This window comes from Pseudarthrobacter chlorophenolicus A6 (assembly GCF_000022025.1).
GTDB lineage: Bacteria > Actinomycetota > Actinomycetes > Actinomycetales > Micrococcaceae > Arthrobacter > Arthrobacter chlorophenolicus.
The window spans coordinates 1613899-1637760 of sequence record NC_011886.1; the positions used below are offsets into that span (position 1 = coordinate 1613899).

Below are 23862 nucleotides of genomic sequence, written 5' to 3' on the forward strand. Positions count from 1 at the left end.
CTACGGCACTACAGCAGAACTCCGCAGTGGCACTGCCGCGGGGGCTACCCTCCGGCGAACGGTGGCAGGACGTCCAGGACGTCGTCGGCGCCCACAACCGTGGCACGGTCCCGCACGGCCACCTCGTTCAACAGGAAGCTGCTGCGCGACAGGATGCGTGCCAGCGGAGGGGTCCCGGCAGGTGGCTCCTCCCGGGGCACGGCCAGGACGGCGTCCAGGAGGTCCGCCACAGTTGCCCCGGCAGGGAGGTCGAACTTCTCCTCCTCGAACCCGGCAGCGGCGCGTGCGGCAGCGAAGTAACGTACATGCATTCCGGTCAGCCCCCGATGGCGCTCATGCTGCGGTCCGGCTGGACGAAGTCCGGAGCGTCGAGTCCCACATGGTCCATGCCGTGGGCTTTTGGCTTAATCCACATTGCGTCCTGCCACCGGCGCGCCAGGGCGTCGTCGTCGGCGCCGGATCGCAGCAGGCCCAGGAGATCGTACTCTTCACGGGAGAAGAGGCAGCTCATGATCTTGCCCTCGGCAGTGATCCTCGTCCGGCGGCAATCCGAGCAGAACGGCTCCGTGACCGAGGCGATGATTCCCACCGTTCCCAGGACGGGGCCGTGCGCGGAAGGGGCACCGCCGGCATCCAAGCCGGGCACCCGGCGTCGTACCTCAAACCTTTCGGCGGGCGCCCCGTCGCGTTCCCGCGGATCGGCGCTCAGGACGTACTCGGCGGACAGGATTTCGCGGATCTCGGCGGCGGTGATCATGTTCCGGCGCGTCCAGCCGTGGTCGGCGTCGAGCGGCATCTGTTCGATGAAGCGCAGCTCGTAACCCCGGTCCAAAGCCCAACCCAGCAGGGCAGGGGACTCGGCATCGTTGATCCCGCGCATCAGGACGGCGTTCAGTTTGACCGGACCAAGTCCGGCCGCCCACGCGGCGTCCACGCCTGCCAGCACCTGGTCGAGGAAGGGGCGGCGCGTGAGCTTCGTAAACGTCTCTTCGTGCAGGGAATCGAGCGAAACATTGATCCGTGTCAGGCCCGCGGCCTTGAGCGGGGCGGCCTTCTTCGCCAGCCCCACGGCGTTGGTGGTCATTGAGATGGGCAGGTCCGGATGGTTGCTGCGCAGCGCGGAAATGATGTCCACCAGGTCGTGCCGCACCAGGGGTTCGCCGCCGGTGAGCCGCAGCTCGCGGACGCCGAGCTGCTCCACCCCGATCCGGACGATCCGGACAATCTCCTCGGCCGTCATGACGGCCTGCTTTGCCAGCCATTCCAGGCCTTCGGCGGGCATGCAGTAGGTGCAGCGGAGGTTGCATTTATCGGTCAGGGACAGCCGCATGTCGGTGGCCCGGCGCCCGTACCGGTCCGCCAGGCCCGCAGGCGCGTCAGCCGGACGCGCAGCCGGGACGGACGGCAGCGCCGGGCCCGCTTCTTCGCGGGGCTGGGGCATGCCTAGCTGGACACTCATGAATTCAGGCTACGCCACGATGGGCTCCACATCACACCCGTGACGGCTGCTGCCCGGGAGCGGCAGGAATCCGTGCCGGGCAACCGGCGTAAGGGCCGCGCGAACCTATGCTTGAAGGGTGAACAGCGCCCGGCAGCAGGCCACGCACGACGACGGTACCCGCCACGGCGGATTGGCGGAACCCAGCGCCGGGGAACAGCGGGAACGGCGCCCCCTGGGCGGGCACGCTGCGGCCGCAGGCGTGGTGTCCGTGGCCGGCGGGGTGGTCGTTGGAGAATTGTTGGCCGGCGTGTGGAGCCCGTCGGTGTCACCGCTGACGGCGGTGGGCGGAGCGGTCATTGATGCCGTCCCGCCGGCAGTAAAGGACTGGGCAGTCTCGCTCTTCGGCACGGCGGACAAGGCGGCCCTCCTGGCCGGCATGGCCCTGGTCATCGCCGTCCTCGCGGCCTTTGCAGGGGTGGTGGAACGGCGGCGGCGCTTTGCCGGACTGGCCGTGATTTCCCTCTTCGGGCTTGCCGGCGTGGCCGCTGTTGCCGGCCGCGCCCAGGCCACGCCGGTGGCCCTGGCGCTTCCAGTGGCTGCGGCGGCGGCCGCTGCTCTGATCCTCCGCCTGCTGACGCGGAAGCTGAAGGCCTGGGAAGGGGCGGCTGGCAGCGGGAATGCACCAGCCCGCCGCACGTTCCTGCGGAACCTCGCCGCCGGGGCCGTCCTGGCCACCGCCGGCGGCGTCCTGGCGGGAACCTGGCGCGGGACCGTAATAAAGATTAACGATGCCCGCGCCCGGGTGGCGTTACCCCGGGCGGCGGAACCGGCGCCCGCTATCCCTGCCGGAGCGGAGGCGGGCGTGGAGGGCATGCCGCCGCTCGTCACCCCCGTCAACGACTTCTACCGGATCGACACGGCACTGGTGGTACCCGCCGTCGACCCCGATACCTGGGTCCTCAGGGTCACGGGGATGGTGCAGCGCGAGGTGGAACTGACCCTCGCCGACCTCCTGGCCAAGCCGCTGACCGAACGCCACATCACCATCGCCTGCGTGTCCAACCCGGTAGGCGGGGACCTCATCGGCAACGCCCGGTGGCTAGGCTGGCCGGTCCGCGAAGTCCTGGCGCTGGCCGGGCCGGTCCGGGGCGCGGACATGGTGTTGTCCCGGAGCGCTGACGGATGGACTGCCGGCACGCCGCTGGAAGTGCTTACGGACAACCGGGACGCGATGCTGGCCGTGGGAATGAACGGCGGCCCGCTGCCGCTCGAACACGGGTTCCCCGTCCGGCTGGTGGTGCCGGGCCTGTACGGCTACGTTTCCGCCACCAAGTGGGTTACCGAGCTGAAAGTCACCACCTATGCGGAGGACACCGCCTACTGGACCACGAGGGGCTGGTCCGACCACGGACCCATCAAACTGTCCTCCCGCATTGACGTCCCCCGCAGCGGCAGGCCCGTCAATGCCGGTACGGTCACCTTTGGCGGCATTGCCTGGGCCCAGCACACCGGCGTCAGCGCCGTTGAACTCAGGGTCAACCGCGGTTCCTGGCAGCCTGCAGAGCTGTCATCCGGGATCTCCACGGACACGTGGTACCAGTGGAAACTCAGCATGGACCTGACGCCTGGGCAGTACGAGGTCCAGGTCCGGGCCACGGACCTTGCCGGCACCGTCCAGGACGAAGCATCCCGGCCTGTGGTCCCGGACGGCGCCACCGGATTCCACACGGTTAGAGTGGACGTGAAATCCTGACGGCCCACACTGAAGGCGCATCCATGACCAGCCCGCACCGCCACGCCCCTGCGGGCACGCCTCGCCAGGCCCGCTCCGTTGCCCGCCATGTCGCCGCCGTTGCGGACCTGCTGGCACCCTTGCGGTCAGAATCCCGCACCGAAACCGTTCCGTTGCCGGGGGCCCTCGGCAAGTCTTTGGTGCACGGGTTCCTGGCACCCGTCAGCCTCCCGCCCTTCGCCAACTCCCAGATGGACGGGTACGCGGTAAATTCCGCAGACATGCACGACGACGTCACGGAGTTCGCCGTCGCGGCGCCGGTCCCGGCGGGGATGCGTCCGCCCTCGCTGGCCCGCGGGACGGCGGCGCCCATCATGACAGGCGCCATGCTCCCGGACGGCGCTGACGCCGTCGTACCCATTGAGCGTGCGGTGCCGGACAGCTTTCCGGCTCCCGGCACGGGCGCCCGGGTTACGCTGCCGGCAACGGCGGCGGGAACCTATGTCCGCCCGGTGGGCAGCGACATTGCCGCAGGGGAGCGCGCCCTGGCCGGCGGAACGTGCCTTGGTCCCGCCCAGCTGGGGCTGCTTGCCGCGCTGGGCATCCCTGAGGTGGAGGTCTACCGCGCCGTCCGGATCCTGCTCGTCACCACCGGGGACGAGGTGGTGGAACCAGGGAAGGACCTGACAGCCGGCAAGATTTACGACGCCAACGGCACCCTCCTCGAAGCCGCCATGGCGCAGGCAGGCCTGGAGGTGCGGCGGGCCGGTATCTCCACCGACGATCCCGCGGAACTGCAGAAGCTGCTCCGGAGCCAGGGCGCGGATGCCGATGTCATTGTGACCACCGGCGGCGTCAGCAAGGGCGCCTACGAGGTTGTCCGGCAGGCCATGGAAGGCCAGCCGGTGGAATTCCTGCACGTGGCCATGCAGCCGGGCGGACCGCAGGGGATCGGAATGTTCGACGGCGTGCCCTTCCTGGGATTCCCCGGGAACCCCGTCAGCTGCCTGGTGTCCTTTGAAATGTTCCTCCGGCCGGCCCTCGCGGCAGTCCTTGGGGCTCCGGCCCTCCGCCTCCCTGTCCGCGCCAGGCTCAGCCAGCCGCTGACATCCCCGGAGCACAAGCACCAGGTCCGGCGCGGCAACCTGCAGCCCGACGGCACCGTCCGGCTCGAGGGCGGCGAGAGCTCCCACCTGGTCCGTGCGCTGGCCGGTTCCAACGCCCTGGTCCACGTCCCCGCCGGCGTAACGGAACTCGCAGCCGGGGACGAGGTGGAAGTATGGATGCTGTGAATGCAGAACAGACCCCGGCCGCCCTGACGCACCTGCGCCGGGACGGCAGCGCACAGATGGTGGACGTGTCCGCCAAAGCCGAAACCACCCGCGAAGCCACGGCAACAGCCACGGTCCGCACCACGGCGGAGGTGATGGGCCTGCTCGGTTCCGGCGGGCTTCCCAAGGGGGACGCGCTGGCCGTTGCCCGGGTGGCCGGCATCATGGCCGCCAAGAAAACGCCCGAGCTGATTCCGCTGTGCCACCCCCTTCCGCTGTCCAAGGTCACCGTCGACTTCGGGCTCGAAGCCGAGTCCGTCGAGGTAGTGGCGACGGTCAAGACCCGCGGCGTGACCGGCGTGGAAATGGAAGCCCTTACGGCGGCGTCCGTGGCCGCGCTGAGCGTTTACGACATGATCAAGGCCGTGGACAAACACGCCGTCCTGACCGATATCAAAGTGCTGGCCAAAAGCGGCGGCAAGAGCGGGGACTGGACCCTATGACCCACCATGACACCTCTGGCGACACCCATTCCCACGGAAGCCTGTCCCACGCCGATGAGCCGCACCGGCACGGCGACGTCCAGGGCCGGAAGGCCGGCGTGGTAATCGCCTCCACGCGGGCAGCGGCAGGCATTTACGACGACGAGACCGGCCCGGTGATCACGGACTGGCTCACCGAGCACGGCTTCGAGGTCTTCCCGGCGATGGTGGTCCCCGACGGCGAGCCCGTCGGCGCCGCGATCAGGGCCCTGCTGACCCAGCGTCCCGCCGTCGTGATCACCAGCGGCGGCACCGGCCTGAGCCCGGACGACCGGACCCCCGACGTCACCCGGCCCCTGCTGGACCGCGAAATCCCCGGCATCATGGAGGCCATCCGGCGTGAAGGGGCCGCCAAAACGCCGCTGGCGGCGCTCAGCCGCGGCTACGCGGGTGCGGCCGGGAAGTCGTTCATTGTTAATCTGCCCGGCTCACCGAAAGGCGTCATGGACGGACTTACCGTCCTGGACCCGCTGATCGGGCATCTCTGCGACCAGTTGGAAGGCAACCATGGGCACTGAAGCATTCGAGGTGGTATCCGCGGTCCTCAGCGCGGAGCCGATCTCCGTAGACCAGGCCATCGCGGCCGTGGAAGGCGATACCGCAGGTGCGGTGGTCAGCTTCAGCGGCGTGGTGCGCAACCACGACGGCGGCAAGGCAGTTGACCGCCTCAGCTACAGCGCGCACCCCACGGCGCACCAGGTGATGGCCGACGTCGTTGCCCGGCTGGTTGCCGAACAAAACACCGGCGGGGGTGCGGGGGAGGACGACGGAAAGCCGGTCCGCATCTGGGCGGCCCACCGGATCGGCATGCTGCAGATCGGCGACCCCGCACTGGTATGCGCGGTGTCCGCAGCGCACCGGGGGCAGGCGTTTGCCGTGTGCTCCGAACTGGTGGACCGCATCAAGGAACAGGTGCCCATCTGGAAGGAACAGTTCTTCTCCGACGGCACCGTTGAGTGGGTGGGCGCCGGCGGCTGATGCCGGCCTGCTGACGCTTCCTGCGAGGTAACGCACACTGTCCGGTTCCGGGGCGCCCCGGGCCCGACGGTAGGGTTAACGGCATGACCGAACAACACTCCGAAGCCAAGCGCGTCGCCATCCTGGGCGCCAACGGACGCATGGGCGCCGAAGCCGTCAAAGCCGTTGAAGCCGCACCCGACATGGAGCTCGTCGCAGCACTGGGACGGGGCGACTCCCTGGACCAGGTTACCGCCGCCGGAGCGCAGTACCTTGTGGACCTGACAGTTCCCGAAAGCACCGAAGCCAACGTCCGCTTCGCCGTCGAAAACGACATCCACGCCGTTGTGGGGACCACCGGCTGGGATGCCGGCCGCCTGGCCGCGCTCGAAGCCCTGCTGGCTGGGCACCCGGAAACCGGCGTGCTGATCGCCCCCAACTTTGCCGTGGGATCGGTGCTGGCCTCGGCCTTCGCCGCCAAGGCTTCCAAGTACTTCGAGTCGGTGGAGATCATTGAGCTGCACCACCCGGACAAGGTGGACGCCCCTTCCGGAACCGCTGTCCGCACCGCCCAGCTCATCGCCGCTGAGCGCGGGGCCGCCGGAGTGCCGGCAAGCCCTGATGCCACCACCAGCGAACTGGACGGCGCCCGCGGCTGCGACGTTGACGGCGTCCGCGTCCACAGCGTCAGGCTGCGCGGCCTGGTGGCCCACCAGGAAGTCCTCCTCGGCAGCGCCGGTGAGCAGCTGACGCTGCGCCACGACTCCTTCGACCGCGCGTCCTTCATGCCCGGCGTTTTGCTCGGCGTCCGCAACGTGGCCGCCCACCCCGGGCTTACCGTGGGGCTGGACGGCTACCTGGACCTGGGTTTCTAGGCGATGGACGGGTTCCTGGCAGGCTTCCGCAAGAACCGCACCAAGATCTGGGTGGGGCTTGTCACGCTGCTCCTGGTGTTCTACCTGGTGGTTTCGCTGCAGCGCTCCATCCTGCTCCTGACGGACGGCAACCTCACGGCGCAGGCCATCGGAGCCGCCTACCTGGTCCTGCCGATCGTCGGTGCCTGGGCATTGATCCGCGAGTTGATGTTCGGGGCCCGGACGGAGCAGATGGCGAAGGTCCTCGAAGCCGAGGGCGGCCTCCCCGTGGATGAACTGCCGCGGACACCGGCCGGGCGGATCGTCCGGGAAGCGGCCGACGCAGAATTCGAAAAGTACAAGGCTGAAGCAGAAGCGGCACCCGACGACTGGCGGTCCTGGTTCCGGCTCAGCTGCGCCTACGATGCCGCCGGCGACCGGAAAAGGGCCCGGGCGTCCATGCGCGACGCCGTCAGGCTCTTCCGCGGCAAGGTTCCGGCCTAGCCCCTACCGAGGGAGTTTCAGCTGCCCGCGGCCCAGCTGGCTGGCAGCATGGCCCACCCACTCCAGCGGCCCCCGCCACTTCAGCAGCACGAAGGCCATGCCCACCAGCACAGCTGCGGCTGCCTGGGCAAAGTACATGCCGTCCTCGGTCCAGCCGGCAGGCAACGGCTTCAGGTAGAAACCTGACACTACCCACACATGGGCCGTGTACAGGGTCAGCGTCATGGCACCGGCGCCGCGCAGGGGGAGCAGCAGGTCCAGGTCTATCCACTCCGCCAACCGACCAAGGAGCAAGCAGGCTCCGATGACCGCCGCCGCCACTGCCGAGGTGTGCACCAGGTCCAGGGTGGTACCGGAATGCGGGGCCGCGGACGCCAGCCACCACCACGACCCTTCCTGCCTGATTCCGGTCAGGTTCACCTGCAGGACGCTGTCCAGCGGATACCCTGGCGCATTGAGGACCTCCTCGAGTGCGGCACGGCCGCCCCAGTCCTCCATCGCCGTCACGCCCAGCACCTTCGCGGCGATCGCAACGACGGTCCCGCCGGCCAGCAGCAGCACCGGGACCAGGGCCTTGCTGAGCACCAGCCGGCCAATGGCGAGTCCCACCAGCAGGTAGGACATCCACTGGAACACCGGGTAATAGCCGGTGAGGAACACATCGGCGACCAGCCGCGCGGGTGTTGCCAGGTCCTCCCAGCCGGGATTATGGCCAAGCTGCAGGGGTGGCTCCGCGGCCAACAGCCAGGGCCGCAGGAGGTAGGCCAGGACCGGGGAACCGACGATCCATCCGGCAGCCCAGGCGCAGAGCTGCTTCAGGCCCATGCCCAGGAACGGCAGGATGCAGAGGAAGAGGACTGCGTAGTGGACCAGGATGACGGCAAGGTTGACTTCGAGGCCACCCAGGCTGAGCCCGACGGCGGCGATCACCAGCGCGCGGAGGGCTACCCCGCGGCGCGCAGCCGAGAGTTCGCCGGCCGCCAGCGGCCTCTGCTTCCCGGTAGACAGCGCCAGCCCGACGCCGGCCAGTACAGCGAACAGGGCTGCTGCCCGCCCGGAGAATGCCAGCCCGATCCAGGTGGGGGTGAGGCCGGCGTTGGATTCAAAGGTGGGGAGCAGATGGGTGGCCATCATGCCCAGCAGGGCAATCCCGCGCGCAGCATCGATGCCGTAGAGCCGCCCCGGCACTTGGCCCGCTGCCGTTTTCCGGGGTGCCCTGGCCGGGTTGCGGGAAGTCATGAACCGAATCGTCTCATACGCTCGGCGGGGCCGGCTGTCACGGGCGGAAGTCCTCCCTGGCAGCCGCGCAGATAAAGCAGCAACCCTTGTATTCGAATATATGTTCGAATACGATGGACCGCATGCAGACGCCAACGCCGGAGATTCCCGCCTACGGGGCGGGCCGCCACGAGTCCGCCAGCCACAGCTCCGGCCGCGGACCGGCGTGCCCCGAGCCGGGAACGGGCCTCCTGAAAGCCATGAGCCCCGGGGTAGTGGACTTCCTCTTCCGCCAGCTCGTAGCCGGGAAGCCCGCGGAGGATCTGCAGTGGCAGCAGGAGGGCGTCAGCCTGGCGGCCCAGCCCGAAGGTGCCGAGCTTGCCCGCCGCCTGGCTGAAACGGATTTGGATGCCCTGACGCCCCTGGAACTGTTCCACTACGTCCGGGCCGCCCAGCGTCTCTCAGACTGGGCCGAGGAACTCCGCCGGGCAGCCGTCGGCCGGTACTGCGGCACCCCGTGACTCCGGGAACCCCCAATTTGACGTTCATCACGCTCCCGGCATTGTCCTAACCAGCGGGGAACAGGGTAACGTTTTTCCCATGGCTGACTCTTCCGCGCACATCCCTGCCCTCGGTACGCTCCTGACCGCCATGGTCACGCCGTTCACCAAGGACGGCGCCGTGGATTACGACCAGGCAGCGGCCCTGGCCAGCAAGCTCGTGGACGACGGCTGCGACGGCCTTGTGGTCACCGGCACCACCGGCGAAACGTCCACTCTGACGGATGAAGAGAACCTCGGCATGTTCCGCGCGGTCAAGGACGCCGTGGGCGGCCGCGCCGCCGTCATCGCCGGCACCGGAACCAACGACACCGCGCACTCCGTCCACCTTTCCCAGCAGGCCGCGGCCCTCGGCGTCGACGGCCTCCTGCTGGTGACGCCCTACTACAACAAGCCCAGCCAGGCGGGCGTCCAGGCGCACTTCGAGACCATCGCCTCGGCAGTGGACGTCCCCGTCATGCTCTACGACATTCCCGGCCGGTCCTCCATAGCCATCGAACCGGACACCATGATCCGGCTGGCGCAGCACCCCAACATCGTTGCCGTCAAGGATGCGAAGGCGGACCTGGTTGCTGCAGCCCGCGTCATGGCCGAGACGGACCTCCTCTTCTACTCCGGCGACGACGGACTGACCCTGCCCTGGATGGCGCTGGGCGCTGTCGGCCTCGTGGGCGTCACCACCCACGTGGCCACCCGCCGGTTCCGTGAGCTCATTGACGCCGTCAACGCCAACGACCTCGGCACCGCCCGGAAGATCAACTTGGAACTCCTGCCCGTGGTGCGCGCCACCATGACCAGGGTCCAGGGCGCCGTGGCCGCCAAGCAGATTCTTAAATGGCAGGGAGTCCTGCCCAACTCGATCGTCCGTTTGCCCCTCGTGGAGCCGGACGAAGCCGAGATCGAAACCATCCGCGGGGATTTGGCGGAAGCGGGGCTGGTCTACTCCTGAGGACGACGACCGGCACCCTTCCGCCTGGAAAGTAGTGCAATATGACCCAAACCGCCCTGACCGGCCTTGTTACACCTCCGCGCCTGCCGCAGGACACGCTCCGCATCGTCCCGCTCGGCGGGCTGGGGGAGATCGGCCGGAACATGACCGTGTTCGAAATCGGCGGCAAGCTGCTGATTGTCGACTGCGGCGTCCTCTTCCCGGAGGAAACACAGCCCGGCGTTGACCTGATCCTGCCCGATTTCTCGTACATCGAGAACCGGCTGGCAGACATCGTGGCCGTTGTCCTGACCCACGGCCACGAGGACCACATCGGCGCTGTCCCGTACCTGCTGCGGCTCCGCAACGACATCCCGCTGGTCGGTTCACAGCTGACCCTCGCGCTGATCGAAGCCAAGCTGCAGGAACACCGCATCCGGCCGTACACACTGACGGTCGAAGAGGGCCAGGTGGAGAAGTTCGGCCCGTTCGAGTGCGAATTCGTCGCCGTGAACCACTCCATCCCGGATGCCCTGGCCGTGTTCCTGCGCACCGCCGGCGGAACCGTGCTGCACACCGGCGACTTCAAGATGGACCAGTTGCCCCTTGACGGACGCATCACGGACCTGCGGCACTTCGCCAAGCTGGGCGAAGAGGGCGTGGACCTGTTCATGTCCGACTCCACCAACGCCGACGTCCCTGGCTTCACCACCGCCGAAAAAGAGATCGGTCCCACGCTGGAACGCCTGTTCGGGCAGGCCACCAAGCGCATCATCGTGGCGTCCTTCTCCTCCCACGTCCACCGCGTACAGCAGGTGCTGGACGCCGCCGCCAAGCACAACCGCAAGGTGGCGTTCGTGGGCCGCTCCATGGTGCGCAACATGGCCATCGCCGAAAAGCTGGGCTACCTCGACGTGCCGGCAGGGCTCATCGTGGACATCAAGAACATTGACAACCTTCCGGACAACCGCGTGGTCCTGATGTCCACCGGTTCCCAGGGTGAACCCATGGCAGCGCTCTCGCGCATGGCCAACGGTGACCACCGCGTGGTGGTGGGTGACGGTGATACCGTCATCCTGGCCTCAAGCCTCATCCCCGGTAACGAGAACGCGGTATTCCGGATCATCAACGGCCTGCTTAAGCTGGGCGCCGACGTGATCCACAAGGGCAACGCCAAGGTCCACGTCTCCGGCCATGCCGCCGCCGGTGAACTGCTGTACTGCTACAACATCCTCGAGCCGCTCAACGCCATGCCCGTCCACGGTGAGACCCGCCATCTGCTGGCCAACGGCAAGATCGCCATCGAGTCCGGCGTGCCCGAGGCTAGCGTGATCCTTTCGGACAACGGAACCGTCATCGACCTGCGCGACCACCGCGCGGACGTGGTGGGCCAGGTGGAAGTTGGCTTCGTCTACGTGGACGGCTCCAGCGTTGGCGAGATCACCGACGCCGACCTCAAGGACCGGCGCATCCTGGGTGACGAAGGCTTCATCTCGATCATCACCGTCATCCACCGCGCCACCGGCAAGGTGGTGTCCGGGCCTGAGATCCACGCCCGCGGCGTAGCCGAGGACGACTCCGTCTTCGACGACATCATCCCCAAGATCAACGCTGCGCTGGAGGAAGCGGTCCTGAACAACAAGGACCACACCAGCCACCAGCTCCAGCAGGTGGTCCGCCGGGTAGTGGGCACCTGGGTCAACCGCAAGCTGCGCCGCAAGCCCATGATCATCCCCGTGGTGCTCGAGGCCTGACCGCCGCAGCAGTTCGAACCCCAAGTCCGGGGCAGGCAAAGGGCCCGGTTCCACTGGAACCGGGCCCTTTGCCTACCCGGCGCCCACCTACATTGCGGGGGGCCGGACGGCCCGATATCCCCGGATTCAGGGCGTGGTTCCGGTAGCGTGAACAGTATGGCCACACGTACTACTTCCGCGCCCAAAGGTACCGGCAGGGGCGGCTCCGGCAGCAAAGCCGGCAGCTCCACAGGCCGCGGAACCGGCTCATCAGCAGGCAAGACCCCCCGCGGCGGCTCGTCCAGCACCGCGCGCACCCGCCAGCTCCCCGCCGTCGAACACCACCAACCGTGGCTGGCGAGGGTGGTTGGCGGCGCCTGGCTGGGGCTGGGACACATGGTGGGCGGCGGAGTCCGGCGCATCGGCCACGACGTCAGCGACATCCCAGCCGAAGAACGCCGCGACGGCGCCGCCCTCTTCAACCTCGCCCTGGGCGTCTTCATCGCCACGTTTGCCTGGTGGGGCCTGACCGGGTGGTTCCCGGACGCCGTCTACGCGGTAGTGAACGGTACCTTCGGCTGGATCTCCCTGCTGCTGCCCCTCATGCTCTTTGTGTGTGCCTTCCGGCTTTTCCGGGTGCCCTCGGACGGCCGCGGCAACAACCGGGTAGGCATTGGATTCCTGGTCATGACCTTCGCCGGCTCCGGCCTGGCGCATGTCCTGGGCGGACAGCCCACTGTGGCCGACGGCTTCGACGGCCTCCGCCAAGCGGGCGGCATGCTGGGCTTCCTCGTGGCGACACCCCTGGCAGCCATCCACCCCGCCGTGCCCACAGTCCTCTACGGAGTCCTGGCGTTCATCTCCCTGCTCATCATCACCGCAACGCCGTTCACGGCCATCCCGCGCCGCCTGCGCGGAGCCTACGAGCACCTCATGGGCATCGACCTGATGGAACAGGAACAGGCCGACGTCCACGACCGCAGCTACCTGGACCGCCCCGAGCCAGCCGCGCCCAAGAAGAAAAAGCGGCGCCTCTTTGGCAAGGACGAAGAACCCGATGCCGGCCTTGAGGGCTATGTGGGTGACGAAGCCTTTGAACACGCGGTCATTGACGACGACGAGCCCAAGCCGCCGCGGCCCGCTCCCGGCGTCCGCCGGCCCACCCAGGCGGAGATCGCCGTGGAGAAGATCAAAGCCGCACAGGGCCTGGGTGCCGGTTCGCCGGCGGCTCCGCCGGAGAATGCCACCGAAGCCATTCCGCTGGTCATCCCCGGTGCCGCCGCACCCGGGAAACCGGCCGCCGCGCCCACGGTGCCCGCCAACCCGGTGGCGCCCGCGCCGCCGCCCGTGCCCATCCCGCAGCGGACCGAGCAGCTCTCCCTCGCCGGGGACGTGACGTACACGCTTCCGGCCTCGGACTTCCTGACCCCGGGCTCCATCCCCAAGGAGCGCACCGAGGCCAACGACGCCGTCGTCGCCGCCCTGACGGACACCCTGACGCAGTTCAACGTCGACGCCACCGTCACGGGCTTCAGCCGCGGCCCCACCGTGACCCGCTACGAGATCGAACTCTCGCCCGGCACCAAGGTGGAACGCGTTACGGCACTGTCCAAGAACATCTCCTACGCTGTTGCCTCAAGCGACGTCCGCATCCTCAGCCCCATCCCGGGCAAGTCGGCCATCGGCATCGAGATCCCCAACACGGACCGTGAGACCGTCTCCCTGGGCGACGTGCTGCGCAGCCAGAACGCCCGCAGGACGGACCACCCCATGGTCATGGGCGTGGGCAAGGACGTCGAGGGCGGCTACGTGGTGGCCAACCTCGCGAAGATGCCCCACCTCCTGGTGGCCGGTGCCACCGGTGCAGGTAAGTCATCGTTCGTGAACTCGATGATCACCTCGATCCTGATGCGCTCCACGCCCGACGAGGTGCGCATGGTGATGGTGGACCCCAAACGCGTGGAACTGACCGCCTACGAAGGCGTTCCGCACCTCATCACGCCCATCATCACCAACCCGAAGAAGGCCGCCGAGGCCCTCCAGTGGGTGGTCCGCGAGATGGACGCCCGCTACGACGACCTCGCCAACTATGGCTTCAAGCACATCGATGACTTCAACAAGGCCGTCCGTGCCGGCAAGGTCCACCCGCCGGAAGGCTCCAAACGGGTGATCCGGCCCTACCCGTACCTGCTAGTGATCGTGGACGAACTAGCCGACCTCATGATGGTTGCCCCGCGCGATGTCGAGGACTCGATCGTCCGTATCACCCAGCTGGCCCGCGCGGCAGGCATCCACCTGGTGCTGGCAACCCAGCGGCCCTCCGTGGACGTGGTGACCGGCCTGATCAAGGCCAACGTGCCCTCGCGCATGGCCTTTGCCACGTCCTCCGTCACGGACTCCCGTGTTGTCCTGGACCAGCCCGGTGCCGAGAAGCTGATCGGCCAGGGCGACGCGCTCTTCCTGCCCATGGGCGCCTCGAAAGCCATGCGCGTCCAGGGTGCCTGGGTCACCGAGTCTGAAATCCACAAGGTGGTGGAACACGTCAAGGGGCAGCTGCAGGCCGTCTACCGCGACGACGTCGCCCCCGAAGCGGAGAAGAAGCAGATCGACGACGACATAGGGGACGACCTCGAGGTGCTGCTGCAGGCCACCGAACTGGTGGTCACCACGCAGTTCGGCTCCACCTCCATGCTGCAGCGCAAGCTGCGGGTGGGCTTCGCCAAGGCCGGCCGCCTGATGGACCTCCTCGAGTCAAGGGGCGTGGTGGGGCCGTCCGAAGGCTCAAAGGCCCGTGACGTCCTGGTCAAGCCGGACGACCTCGCGCCCGTCCTGGCAGCAATGAAGGGCCAGGACGCACCGGCCGCGCCGGATGCCCAGACTGCTGCCCTGAGCGATAACGCCAACGCAAACATCGCCCAGGGAGGATACGCCGAGGACCTGGTGGCTGCCGACCTCGACCAGCGAAAGCAAAACGTCGAATATTACGATGGCTCCGATTCCGCGCCAGGCGGCTACGGGGACGACGACGACGGGTCCGAGGACGCCTGGTCACTGACCGGTCGATAGCCCGGGGACTGTAGCCTAGAAACGTGACTAGCACTGATGCAACCGCCGCCGGCAAGGGCCGTGCCGGGGTCTGGAACCTACCCAACGTCCTGACCATGATCCGCATCGCGCTGGTGCCTTTCTTCGTCTGGTTCCTGATTGCCGACGCCCCCGGGCTGCACAGCGAATCCGGGATCTGGCGCTGGGCCGCAGTGGTGGCCTTCGCCGTCGCGATCTACACGGACAAGCTCGACGGCGACATCGCCAGGAGCCGGAACCTCGTCACGGACTTCGGCAAGATCGCCGATCCCATTGCCGACAAGCTGCTCATCGGCTCCGCATTGGTGATGCTGTCCGTGCTCGGCGAACTGCCCTGGTGGATGACGCTGGTGATCCTGGTCCGTGAATGGGGAATCACCGGTCTGAGGTTCTTCGTCATCCGCTACGGCGTTATCCCGGCCTCCCGGGGCGGCAAGCTCAAGACCGTGGTCCAGACCGCCGCGATCTTCCTATATCTCCTGCCGCTGGGGGCCGTGGCGCCGTGGCTCACCTGGGTGGCGTTCGCGGTGATGCTCGCCGCGGTGCTGATCACCGTCTGGACCGGGGTTGAGTACGTCATCGAGGCTCTGCGGCTCCGGGCCAAGGGCAAGCTGCAGGCACGCGCCAACCAGGGCCAGGAACAGCCATGACCAACCTCCACCATCTGGCCGGCGAGGCAGTCCGGCAGGCGCTGGAGGCCGGGCGGACGGTGGCCACCGCAGAGTCGTTGACCGCGGGGATGGTTTCAGCCGTCCTGGCCGACACCCCGGGAGCGTCGGGCATGCTCCAGGGCGGGGTGGTGGCCTACCAGAATTCGGTCAAGGAAGCCGTGTTGAACGTCGCCGGCGATCTCCTCGCCAAGGTGGGGTCCGTGGACGGCGGCGTGGCCAGGGCCATGGCTTCCGGCGCCAGGACTGCACTGGACGCCGACATCGGCGTCAGCACCACCGGCGTTGCCGGCCCCGAGCCCCATGACGGCAAACCCGTTGGGACTGTCTTTATCGGCATTGCCACCGCCGGCGGAGCGGAAGCCTTCGAGTACCACTTCGAGGGGACCCGCCCCGAAATCAGGGGACAGGCCTGTGGAGCCGCCCTGGAACGGCTCCTCGAAGCACTTTCGCCTGATCAGGGCCTGCAGGCGCCCGGCTGGCGGCGCCCCTTGTTACCGGGAGTAAAGTTGCCGGGAACAAAAGCCGGTACCGATTAGTTATTACATTGTGTCGCTTCCGAAGAGCGGAGGCGCCTAGGATGAAATGACCACGACGGTTCGCTTGACGGCGGACCTGACTTATGAGGGAGCAAGGCGATACAGATGGTAAAGCAGCCCGTATCCGTAAACGGCGTTGTCCGCTGGAAGGATGTGGGCCTCGCCGATCAGGCTAAGAGCGAACAAAAGGAGCGCAAGATGGTTGTACTTCGTCACGAAATTGGTGATGTCCTGCGCGATGTCCGCCAGCGTCAGGGGCGCACGCTCCGTGAAGTCTCGCACAGCGCCCGTGTCTCCCTCGGCTACCTCAGCGAAGTTGAGCGCGGACAGAAGGAAGCATCGTCCGAACTGCTGTCTTCCATTTGCTCAGCGCTGGATGTTCCGTTGTCCAGCATGCTCCGCGAGGTCAGCGACCGTGTGGCAGTCGCCGAGGGCGTTGCCGTACCTGACACCGTTCCGCAGGAATTCTCCCAGCGTTACGGCCGCGACCTTGAGCGCGACCTGAACACAGAACTTAACGACGAACTGTCCACCGGCCTCCTCTCCGGAGCCCGGTAACAGTTCACCCGCCCGGTAACGGGTCCTGGGACACACGGAACCCCCGGCCATCGGCCGGGGGTTCCATCGTTTCGGTCCTGGGGCGGCTCCTTAGGCCTGGGGCCCCTCGGAATCGCTGTCCTGCGGAAAACCATCGCGTTCATAGGTGGCATTGAGCTTTGCCATATAGCGCGCCAGCTCCTGGAGATCGTCCAGCGGCCATTCGCCCAGCCGTTCCCGGAAAACCTGCCGGCGGGCGTCCTGCACTTCGTGCATCTTCTCCTCGCCTTTGGGGGTCAGCCTGATGGCCTGCGCCCGGCCGTCCAGCGGATCGGCCTCCTTCGACACCAGGCCCAGGCCTTCCAGGAAGGCGATCTGCCGGCTGACCGACGGCTTGCCCACACCGATGTTGATGGCGAGGTCCGTGAGCCGGATGGTGCCCTCCTTCCTGATGACGGAAAGCAGGCCGTAGGCGGCCGGTTCCATGTCCGGGTGCACCTCGCGGGACAACTGGTTGGAGATTGCCCGTGCCCGCCGCCAGAACAGGCTGATCTGGTGTTCCACATTCTGCAGCGCGGAGTCCACGGTGTCCTCGGTCGGAGTGCTGCCCGGCAGGGCGTCGGGGGAGTTGCTCATGGCAACAATTCTAGGGTCCCGCGCATGAGAGAATCTTCCGATGCGATTGAGCGACTATTGGCGGCTGATGGATGACGAGTTCGGCGCGGGCTATTCCCGTGTCCTGAGCAGCACCCTGGTCCTGTCCGGCGTTGGCGGCAGGACCGCTGACCAGGCCCTGGCCGCGGGCGTAGAGCCGCGCAGGGTCTGGCTCGCCCTGTGCGACGTCCAGGACGTGCCGGCGGAACGGCGCCTCGGCAGGGATATCAAACCGCGCCGCGACTAGCAGCCCACCCGGCTTTTCGGCTGACACGCCGGGAAGCTGTTCGAATACCTGTTCGGATATGACTATGATTTTTACAGCGGGTTATCCACATAGCCGTTGTCATCCGGCCGGAATGTCAGTGGGTCCCCTTAGCGTCAGAGATGACCAATAAACGGCCGCGAAGGCCACCATCGAGAAAGCATTAGAGGTGTCAACCATGGCGGCAGCCCCGGATCGTGCAAAAGCGCTGGAAGCAGCACTGGCCCAGATTGACAAGCAGTTCGGCAAGGGCTCGGTCATGCGCCTGGGCGACGAAGTCCGTGCCCCCATCGAAGTCATTCCCACGGGCTCCATCGCCTTGGACGTCGCCCTGGGAATTGGCGGCCTTCCCCGTGGCAGGGTCATCGAAATCTACGGGCCGGAATCGTCCGGTAAGACCACCGTTGCCCTGCACGCTGTGGCCAACGCCCAGCGTGCCGGTGGAATCGCTGCCTTCATTGACGCCGAACACGCCCTGGACCCCGACTACGCCGCCAAGCTGGGCGTGGACACGGACGCCCTCCTCGTTTCGCAGCCGGACACCGGTGAGCAGGCTTTGGAGATCATGGACATGCTGGTCGGCTCGGGCTCACTGGACATCGTGGTCATCGACTCCGTGGCAGCCCTGGTGCCCCGCGCCGAAATCGAAGGCGACATGGGAGACAGCCACGTCGGCCTGCAGGCCCGCCTGATGAGCCAGGCGCTGCGTAAGATCACCGGCCGCCTGAGCCAGACCAAAACCACCGCCATCTTTATCAACCAGTTGCGTGAAAAGATCGGCGTCTTCTTCGGCTCTCCCGAAACCACCACCGGTGGTAAGGCCTTGAAGTTCTACGCGTCGGTCCGCATCGACGTCCGTCGGATCCAGACCCTCAAAGAGGGCGCCGATTCCGTCGGTAACCGGACCAAGGCGAAGATCGTCAAGAACAAGATGGCCCCGCCCTTCAAGATTGCCGAGTTCGACATCATCTACGGCCAGGGCATCTCCCGCGAGGGCGGAATCATCGACATGGGCGTGGAACACGGCATCATCAAGAAGTCCGGTTCCTGGTTCACCTACGACGGTGACCAGCTGGGCCAGGGCATGGAGAACTCCCGCCGGTTCCTGCGTGACAACCCCGAGCTTGCGGCCGAACTGGAGCGGCTGATCAAGGAAAAGCTCGGCGTCGGAGTCAAGCCCGCCGACGCGGAATCCAAAGAGGATTCACCGAAGCTGAAGGCCGTCGACGGGTTCTAGCAGTTGACTGGCTTTGAAAAACGCCGGGGCGGGTCCGCAGGGTCCCGCCGCCGGCGAACCAGCGGCTCTTCGGCCGGCGCGGAGGAAAGGGAGCCGTCCGCTGATCCCGGCTCCCCGGGGTTTGGTGACCGCGAACCGGATCCCGTTACGGTGGCGCAGACCATCGTCTACCGGCAGCTCACGGTGTCGGCCAAGAGCCGGCTCCAACTGGCCCGAAAGCTCGCCGAACGGAATGTCCCGGAGGACGTTGCCGAGTCGGTCCTGGACAAATTCGAGGATGCCCGGCTGATCGATGACGCCGAGTTCGCCAACATGTGGGTCCGCAGCCGCTCGCAATCACGGAAACTGGCGAAGGGTGCACTGCGCCGGGAACTGGCAGAGAAGGGCATCGACGAGGAATCCGCAGCTGCGGCGCTGGAACAGCTCTCCGACCAGGATGAGGAGGACGCTGCCCGGGCCCTGGTGGAACGCAAGCTTCGTCCCGGCACGGACCTCCAGGACCGTGCCGAGCGGGACAAGGCCACCCGGCGGCTGGCGTCGATGCTGGCCCGCAAGGGATACCAACCGTCGCAGGCTTTCCGCATCGTGGGAGAGGTCCTGGACTCACGGTCCGGCCAGCCCGGCGAAGACTGATGACTGGCAACCCCGGCCAGCTTCCCGGGGCCCGGTTGCCCGCCCCTGCCATAGCCTGGACTTCGAGGGCCAGCCCCAACCTTGCACAGCCGGTACCCTTAACAGGTGAGTTTGACCATTCCTTCCCCCATGTCCGGCGCCCCCACCGAAGAACCGGTGTCAGGCCTGTCACGTGAAGCCACGGCGCGTACCTACCAGGTGCGCACCTTCGGCTGCCAGATGAACGTCCATGACTCCGAGCGGATGGCAGGCATGCTTGAGGACGCCGGTTACGTCCCTGCGGACGGTGACCGGGCCGACGTCGTGGTTTTCAACACGTGCGCCGTGCGTGAGAATGCGGACAACAAGCTCTACGGAAACCTTGGAATCCTGGCGCCCGTCAAGGCCGCCAACCCGGGGATGCAGATCGCAGTGGGCGGCTGCCTGGCCCAAAAGGACCGCGAAACCATCCTGAAGAAGGCCCCGTGGGTGGACGCCGTTTTTGGTACCCACAACGTCGGTGCACTCCCGGCGCTGCTGGAAAGGGCCCGGCACAACGACGAAGCGCAGCTGGAGATCCTGGAATCCCTGGATGTTTTCCCTTCCACCCTTCCCACCAAGCGCGACTCCGTCTATGCCGGCTGGGTTTCCATTTCCGTCGGCTGCAACAACACCTGCACCTTCTGCATCGTGCCGGCGCTGCGGGGCAAGGAAAAAGACCGCAGGCCCGGGGACATCCTCGCTGAAGTCCAGGCGCTCGTGGACGATGGTGCCATTGAGGTCACCCTCTTGGGCCAGAACGTGAATTCGTACGGAGTGGAATTCGGAGACCGCCAGGCGTTCTCCAAGCTCCTGCGTGCCTGCGGCGACATCGAGGGCCTTGAGCGCGTCCGCTTTACCAGCCCTCATCCGGCAGCCTTCACGGACGACGTCATAGACGCCATGGCGGAGACCCCCAACGTCATGCCGCAGCTGCACATGCCGCTGCAGTCCGGCTCCGACGGCATCCTCAAGGCCATGAAGCGGTCATACCGGTCCACAAAGTTCCTGGGAATCCTGGACAAGGTCCGGGACAAGATCCCGCACGCGGCGATCTCTACAGACATCATCGTCGGCTTCCCGGGGGAGACCGAGGAGGACTTCCAGGCCACACTGGACGTCGTGGAAAAGTCGCGTTTCGCCACCGCCTTCACCTTCCAATACTCCAAGCGTCCCGGCACCCCCGCTGCCGACCTGCCGGACCAGCTGCCCAAGGCCGTGGTCCAGGAGCGGTTTGAGCGCCTGACGGCCCTCCAGGACAGGATCGCCGCGGAAGAGAACAAGAAGCAGCTGGGCCGCCGGGTGGAGGTCATGGTCACCGCGCAATCCGGGCGGAAGGCGGAAGAAACCCACCGCCTGTCCGGACGTTCACGGGACCAGCGGCTGGTGCACTTCTCCGTCCCGGCCGGCGCGCCGGCGCCGCGGCCCGGAGACCTGGTCACCGTCACCATCACAGACGCCGGCGCCTTCCACCTCATCGCCGATCCCGCGCCGGGGGAGTACAGCCTGCGCCGCTCCCGCGCAGGCGACGCCTGGGACAGGTCCCAGGCCGAGTCCTGCGGTGTCCCGGCACCGGGCACCGGCGACGGACGCAAGGGCGTCTCGCTCGGCATGCCTTCGCTGCCCGTGCGCACTTCCTGATCCGTGGGCACCCCGCCCGTCATCGCCGTCGTCGGTCCCACCGGGTCCGGAAAATCCGATCTGGCAGTCAACCTCGCCCTTGAGCTTGACGGCGAGGTCATTAATGCCGATGCCATGCAGTTCTACCGCGGCATGGACATCGGAACCGCCAAGATCACCCCGGCCGAGCGCCGCGGCATACCGCACCACCTCCTGGACATCCTCGATGTCACACAGGAGGCCAGCGTCTCGGACTTCCAGGACCAGGCACGCCGGCTGATAGGCGACATCCACTCCCGGGGGAAGCGGGCCATCCTGGTGGGCGGCTCCGGCCTCTATGTCCGCGCCGCCCTCGACATACTCGAATTTCCCGGTACTGACCCGGCGCTTCGGCGCAGGCTGGAAGACGACCTGGCAGCGCACGGCACGGCAACCCTGCGGGCCCGCCTCCAGGACGTGGACCCCGTCTCAGCCGAACGGTTGTCCGATGACCGGCGCATCATCCGCGCCCTGGAAGTCCATGAACTTACCGGGCGTCCCTTCAGTTCCTTCATGCCCCGGCGGGAGTACTTCCAGCCTGCCGTCCAGGTTGGCCTGTCCGTGGACCGCGCCGCATTGCATGAGCGGCTGGCCGCCAGGGTGCATGCAATGGTCGATTCCGGGTTGCAGGCTGAAGTGCGCCGGCTTGATGGACTGGGCCTGCGTACCGGGAAGACGGCGTGCCGTGCCCTGGGATATTCGCAGTTCCTGCAGGTCCTTGACGGCTCCGCCACAGTGGCCGAGGCTGCTGAAAGCACCATCGTGGCCACCCGGCAGTTCGCGCGCCGCCAGCTGACCTGGTTCCGCGCGGACCCCCGGATCACGTGGATCGACTGGCAGGATCCGGATTTGGTGGCCCGGGCCGCAGGCCTTTGCAGCCAATAGCCTGAACGACGCCGGTTTCCGGGGCCGTTGGGCCTGCCGGTAGGCTTGACGGCATGGATGCAACCCTGACAGAAACCACCGGAACCGCCTTTCAAGCACTGGCAGGGCTGCGGTTCTCCAAGGGGCACGGAACCGGCAATGACTTTGTCCTGGTGGCCGATCCTGAGGGTGAGCACACTATCGACGCTGGCCATGTGGCTGCCCTGTGCAACCGGCACCTTGGCATCGGTGGAGATGGCCTGATCCGGGCCGTCCCGTCGCGGTTCCTTCCCGAGGGCCGCGAGATCCTGGCGGCCAACCCTGACGCCGAGTGGTTCATGGACTACCGGAACGGCGACGGATCGCTGTCCGAAATGTGCGGCAACGGTGTCCGTGTCTTTGTCCACTTCCTCCGTGCTGAAGGGCTGATCGATCTCCCGGTGGGTGGCGCCCTGGCCATCGGCACCCGCGGCGGCCTGAAGACAGTGGTGCGCACCGCCGACGGCTATGCAGTGGACATGGGACCGTGGGAGTTCATTTTCCCCGGCGAGGCCACGGCCAAAGCCATGGACTCGCTGGTCACCGCCGAAGGCCTGGAAGTCCCTCGTCCGGCCCTGTCAGTCAGCATGGGCAACCCGCATACCGTGGTGGCACTTGCCGAACTCGGGGAGCTCGAAGCAACCCGCCTCTACACCGCCCCGGCCGTGGAACCGGTCCCCGCCAACGGAACCAATGTTGAATTCGTGGTGCCGTCCGAACCGCTGGTCCTTGATGGCATCGGCTCCGTCACCATGCGGGTCCACGAGCGCGGCGTGGGGGAGACGCAGTCGTGCGGCACGGGAGCCTGTGCCGCCGCCGTCGCAATCCGCCACTGGGCCGGGGCCGGTGCCCCGGACGCATGGCGCGTCAATGTTCCGGGCGGAGTGGTGGGGGTTAAGTTCTTCGCCGGCCCCGGCGGCCACGAACATGTGGAGCTCAGCGGCCCTGCCGTCATTGTGGCGTCGGGGACGCTTTCCTGACTTTCAGTACGCGGAACGATTTCGACGTCGACTCCCGCGTTACCGTGAAGGACCCGTCGAGCTCTGCCGCCAGCCAGCGCTGCAGGGAATCCGACCCCAGGTTCTTCTGGACCACCAGGTAGGCAGTGCCTCCGGGGGCGAGCCGGGGCAGCCACAGCTTCAGCAGGGAGTGCAGCTCATCCTTGCCGATCCGGATGGGCGGGTTTGACCAGATGGTGTCGAACTGTACTGCGGGATCCACGGCATCCGGCGTGCTTGCTGCAACATTCGACAGGCCCAGGGCTGCGGCGTTCCCGTTGGTCAGGGCAATGCAGCGTTCGTTCACGTCCACGGCGTAGACCTGCGCATGGGGTGCCTTCAGGGCCATCGTCAGGGCGATGGGGCCCCAGCCGCAGCCGATGTCCAGGAGGTTGCCGGTAGCTGCGGGGGCGGGAACCTCCGCGAGCAGAACCGCGGTTCCCTTATCGATGCCGTCCGGGCTGAAGATGCCGTTCGAGGTCTGCAGCGTCCGCGTTTCTCCGGCGAGTTCCACGGTCAGCGGTTTCCGGGTAAAGGGGCCGGCGGGCGATGCGCTGAAATAGTGTGCGGACTCCATAACTGGCCAGAGTAGTTCCCCGTGCAGCGTAATGGGAAACCGCGCCGTGGCGCCTCTGTTAGTCTTGACAGCATGTTCCTGATCTTCGAGTAGCCGGCCCGGGCACGTGCCCGTTCCGCTCCCTTGTCCGCGGTGTCCACTCCCGCCAGCGATTCTGCCCACAGCGACGCAGGCTCTCCGCCTTCCGCTTGTGCACCGGAGCAAACTCCACCGTTTGCTCCGGACGCCGGACAACACTCGAAGCTGGATTGCTTCCATGCTTCCTGCCGTGACGCCGGCCCCCGCCCGTTCCGCCGCCTTTTCCCTTGCGGCGCCCACACTGCCGCGGCATTGTTGCCCGGCTGCCAGTA

At 67.1% G+C, this 23862-nt stretch carries 25 protein-coding genes; 20 read left to right on the plus strand and 5 right to left on the minus strand.

Annotated features, from left to right (window positions below):
* Nucleotides 1–44 precede the first annotated feature (44 nt).
* Both ACHL_RS07265 and moaA read right to left on the minus strand, forming a co-directional pair.
* Nucleotides 45–311: a MoaD/ThiS family protein gene (locus ACHL_RS07265; protein WP_015936655.1), complete on the minus strand. Its 267-nt coding sequence runs from the start codon at nucleotides 309–311 to the stop codon at nucleotides 45–47.
* Between the two features lie 5 nt (nucleotides 312–316).
* Nucleotides 317–1459, minus strand: coding sequence for a GTP 3',8-cyclase MoaA (gene moaA, locus ACHL_RS07270; RefSeq protein WP_015936656.1), 1143 nt, complete (start codon nucleotides 1457–1459; stop codon nucleotides 317–319).
* Nucleotides 1460–1577: 118 nt separating this feature from the next.
* Between moaA and ACHL_RS07275 the strand changes: the two genes are divergently transcribed.
* From ACHL_RS07275 to ACHL_RS07305, 7 genes are all read left to right on the plus strand, one after another.
* Complete coding sequence (locus ACHL_RS07275) at nucleotides 1578–3194, plus strand: molybdopterin-dependent oxidoreductase (RefSeq protein WP_015936657.1); 1617 nt, start codon at nucleotides 1578–1580, stop codon at nucleotides 3192–3194.
* 23 nt (nucleotides 3195–3217) lie between these two features.
* Nucleotides 3218–4465, plus strand: a complete 1248-nt coding sequence (locus tag ACHL_RS07280; protein ID WP_015936658.1) for a molybdopterin molybdotransferase MoeA — start codon at nucleotides 3218–3220, stop codon at nucleotides 4463–4465.
* The gene (gene moaC, locus ACHL_RS07285) at nucleotides 4453–4947 is read left to right on the plus strand and encodes a cyclic pyranopterin monophosphate synthase MoaC (RefSeq protein WP_015936659.1); all 495 of its coding nucleotides are present in this window, start codon (nucleotides 4453–4455) and stop codon (nucleotides 4945–4947) included. Before ACHL_RS07280 ends, moaC begins: the two co-directional genes overlap by 13 nt.
* Complete coding sequence (locus ACHL_RS07290) at nucleotides 4944–5504, plus strand: MogA/MoaB family molybdenum cofactor biosynthesis protein (protein WP_015936660.1); 561 nt, start codon at nucleotides 4944–4946, stop codon at nucleotides 5502–5504. The genes moaC and ACHL_RS07290 overlap by 4 nt, the downstream gene beginning before the upstream one ends.
* Nucleotides 5494–5964, plus strand: coding sequence for a molybdenum cofactor biosynthesis protein MoaE (locus tag ACHL_RS07295; protein ID WP_015936661.1), 471 nt, complete (start codon nucleotides 5494–5496; stop codon nucleotides 5962–5964). Before ACHL_RS07290 ends, ACHL_RS07295 begins: the two co-directional genes overlap by 11 nt.
* A gap of 83 nt (nucleotides 5965–6047) precedes the next feature.
* Entirely contained in the window at nucleotides 6048–6818 is a 771-nt protein-coding gene (dapB, locus tag ACHL_RS07300) for a 4-hydroxy-tetrahydrodipicolinate reductase (protein WP_015936662.1), read from the plus strand.
* A gap of 3 nt (nucleotides 6819–6821) precedes the next feature.
* Nucleotides 6822–7301: a hypothetical protein gene (locus ACHL_RS07305; RefSeq protein ID WP_015936663.1), complete on the plus strand. Its 480-nt coding sequence runs from the start codon at nucleotides 6822–6824 to the stop codon at nucleotides 7299–7301.
* Between the two features lie 3 nt (nucleotides 7302–7304).
* Here ACHL_RS07305 and ACHL_RS07310 read toward each other — a convergent pair whose 3' ends face one another.
* A complete protein-coding gene (locus ACHL_RS07310; protein ID WP_015936664.1) occupies nucleotides 7305–8540 on the minus strand; it encodes a heparan-alpha-glucosaminide N-acetyltransferase domain-containing protein in 1236 nt (411 codons plus the stop codon).
* Between the two features lie 122 nt (nucleotides 8541–8662).
* On the opposite strand from ACHL_RS07310, the gene ACHL_RS07315 reads away from it, so the two are divergent.
* The 7 genes from ACHL_RS07315 to ACHL_RS07345 all read left to right on the plus strand — a co-directional run bounded on the left by ACHL_RS07315 (nucleotide 8663) and on the right by ACHL_RS07345 (nucleotide 16589).
* On the plus strand, nucleotides 8663–9040 hold the full coding sequence (locus ACHL_RS07315; protein WP_244266527.1) for a hypothetical protein: 378 nt from the start codon (nucleotides 8663–8665) through the stop codon (nucleotides 9038–9040).
* A 79-nt stretch (nucleotides 9041–9119) separates the two neighbouring features.
* Entirely contained in the window at nucleotides 9120–10028 is a 909-nt protein-coding gene (gene dapA / locus ACHL_RS07320; protein ID WP_015936666.1) for a 4-hydroxy-tetrahydrodipicolinate synthase, read from the plus strand.
* Nucleotides 10029–10069: 41 nt separating this feature from the next.
* Nucleotides 10070–11761, plus strand: coding sequence for a ribonuclease J (locus ACHL_RS07325; protein ID WP_015936667.1), 1692 nt, complete (start codon nucleotides 10070–10072; stop codon nucleotides 11759–11761).
* Between the two features lie 156 nt (nucleotides 11762–11917).
* Nucleotides 11918–14806, plus strand: coding sequence for an FtsK/SpoIIIE family DNA translocase (locus ACHL_RS07330; protein ID WP_015936668.1), 2889 nt, complete (start codon nucleotides 11918–11920; stop codon nucleotides 14804–14806).
* A gap of 23 nt (nucleotides 14807–14829) precedes the next feature.
* Entirely contained in the window at nucleotides 14830–15474 is a 645-nt protein-coding gene (gene pgsA / locus ACHL_RS07335; RefSeq protein ID WP_015936669.1) for a CDP-diacylglycerol--glycerol-3-phosphate 3-phosphatidyltransferase, read from the plus strand.
* Entirely contained in the window at nucleotides 15471–16031 is a 561-nt protein-coding gene (locus ACHL_RS07340) for a CinA family protein (RefSeq protein ID WP_015936670.1), read from the plus strand. The genes pgsA and ACHL_RS07340 overlap by 4 nt, the downstream gene beginning before the upstream one ends.
* 105 nt (nucleotides 16032–16136) lie before the next feature.
* Nucleotides 16137–16589, plus strand: a complete 453-nt coding sequence (locus ACHL_RS07345; protein WP_043793869.1) for a helix-turn-helix domain-containing protein — start codon at nucleotides 16137–16139, stop codon at nucleotides 16587–16589.
* A gap of 90 nt (nucleotides 16590–16679) precedes the next feature.
* On the opposite strand, the gene ACHL_RS07350 is transcribed toward ACHL_RS07345, so the two are convergent.
* Nucleotides 16680–17204, minus strand: a complete 525-nt coding sequence (locus ACHL_RS07350) for a MarR family winged helix-turn-helix transcriptional regulator (protein ID WP_015936671.1) — start codon at nucleotides 17202–17204, stop codon at nucleotides 16680–16682.
* A gap of 40 nt (nucleotides 17205–17244) precedes the next feature.
* On the opposite strand from ACHL_RS07350, the gene ACHL_RS07355 reads away from it, so the two are divergent.
* From ACHL_RS07355 to dapF, 6 genes are all read left to right on the plus strand, one after another.
* Nucleotides 17245–17469, plus strand: coding sequence for a DUF3046 domain-containing protein (locus tag ACHL_RS07355; RefSeq protein WP_015936672.1), 225 nt, complete (start codon nucleotides 17245–17247; stop codon nucleotides 17467–17469).
* A 196-nt stretch (nucleotides 17470–17665) separates the two neighbouring features.
* On the plus strand, nucleotides 17666–18724 hold the full coding sequence (recA, locus tag ACHL_RS07360; protein ID WP_015936673.1) for a recombinase RecA: 1059 nt from the start codon (nucleotides 17666–17668) through the stop codon (nucleotides 18722–18724).
* Between the two features lie 3 nt (nucleotides 18725–18727).
* Nucleotides 18728–19357 (plus strand): regulatory protein RecX, encoded by a 630-nt coding sequence (locus ACHL_RS07365; protein WP_407681026.1) that lies wholly within the window; start codon nucleotides 18728–18730, stop codon nucleotides 19355–19357.
* A gap of 105 nt (nucleotides 19358–19462) precedes the next feature.
* Complete coding sequence (gene miaB / locus ACHL_RS07370) at nucleotides 19463–21016, plus strand: tRNA (N6-isopentenyl adenosine(37)-C2)-methylthiotransferase MiaB (RefSeq protein WP_083341375.1); 1554 nt, start codon at nucleotides 19463–19465, stop codon at nucleotides 21014–21016.
* A 3-nt stretch (nucleotides 21017–21019) separates the two neighbouring features.
* Nucleotides 21020–21919 carry a tRNA (adenosine(37)-N6)-dimethylallyltransferase MiaA gene (gene miaA, locus ACHL_RS07375; RefSeq protein WP_015936676.1) on the plus strand — a complete coding sequence of 300 codons (900 nt, stop codon included), beginning with the start codon at nucleotides 21020–21022 and terminating at the stop codon, nucleotides 21917–21919.
* A gap of 53 nt (nucleotides 21920–21972) precedes the next feature.
* Nucleotides 21973–22917: a diaminopimelate epimerase gene (gene dapF / locus ACHL_RS07380; protein WP_015936677.1), complete on the plus strand. Its 945-nt coding sequence runs from the start codon at nucleotides 21973–21975 to the stop codon at nucleotides 22915–22917.
* On the opposite strand, the gene ACHL_RS07385 is transcribed toward dapF, so the two are convergent.
* A complete protein-coding gene (locus ACHL_RS07385) occupies nucleotides 22889–23512 on the minus strand; it encodes a class I SAM-dependent methyltransferase (protein WP_015936678.1) in 624 nt (207 codons plus the stop codon). The genes dapF and ACHL_RS07385 overlap by 29 nt on opposite strands.
* Nucleotides 23513–23862 lie beyond the last annotated feature (350 nt).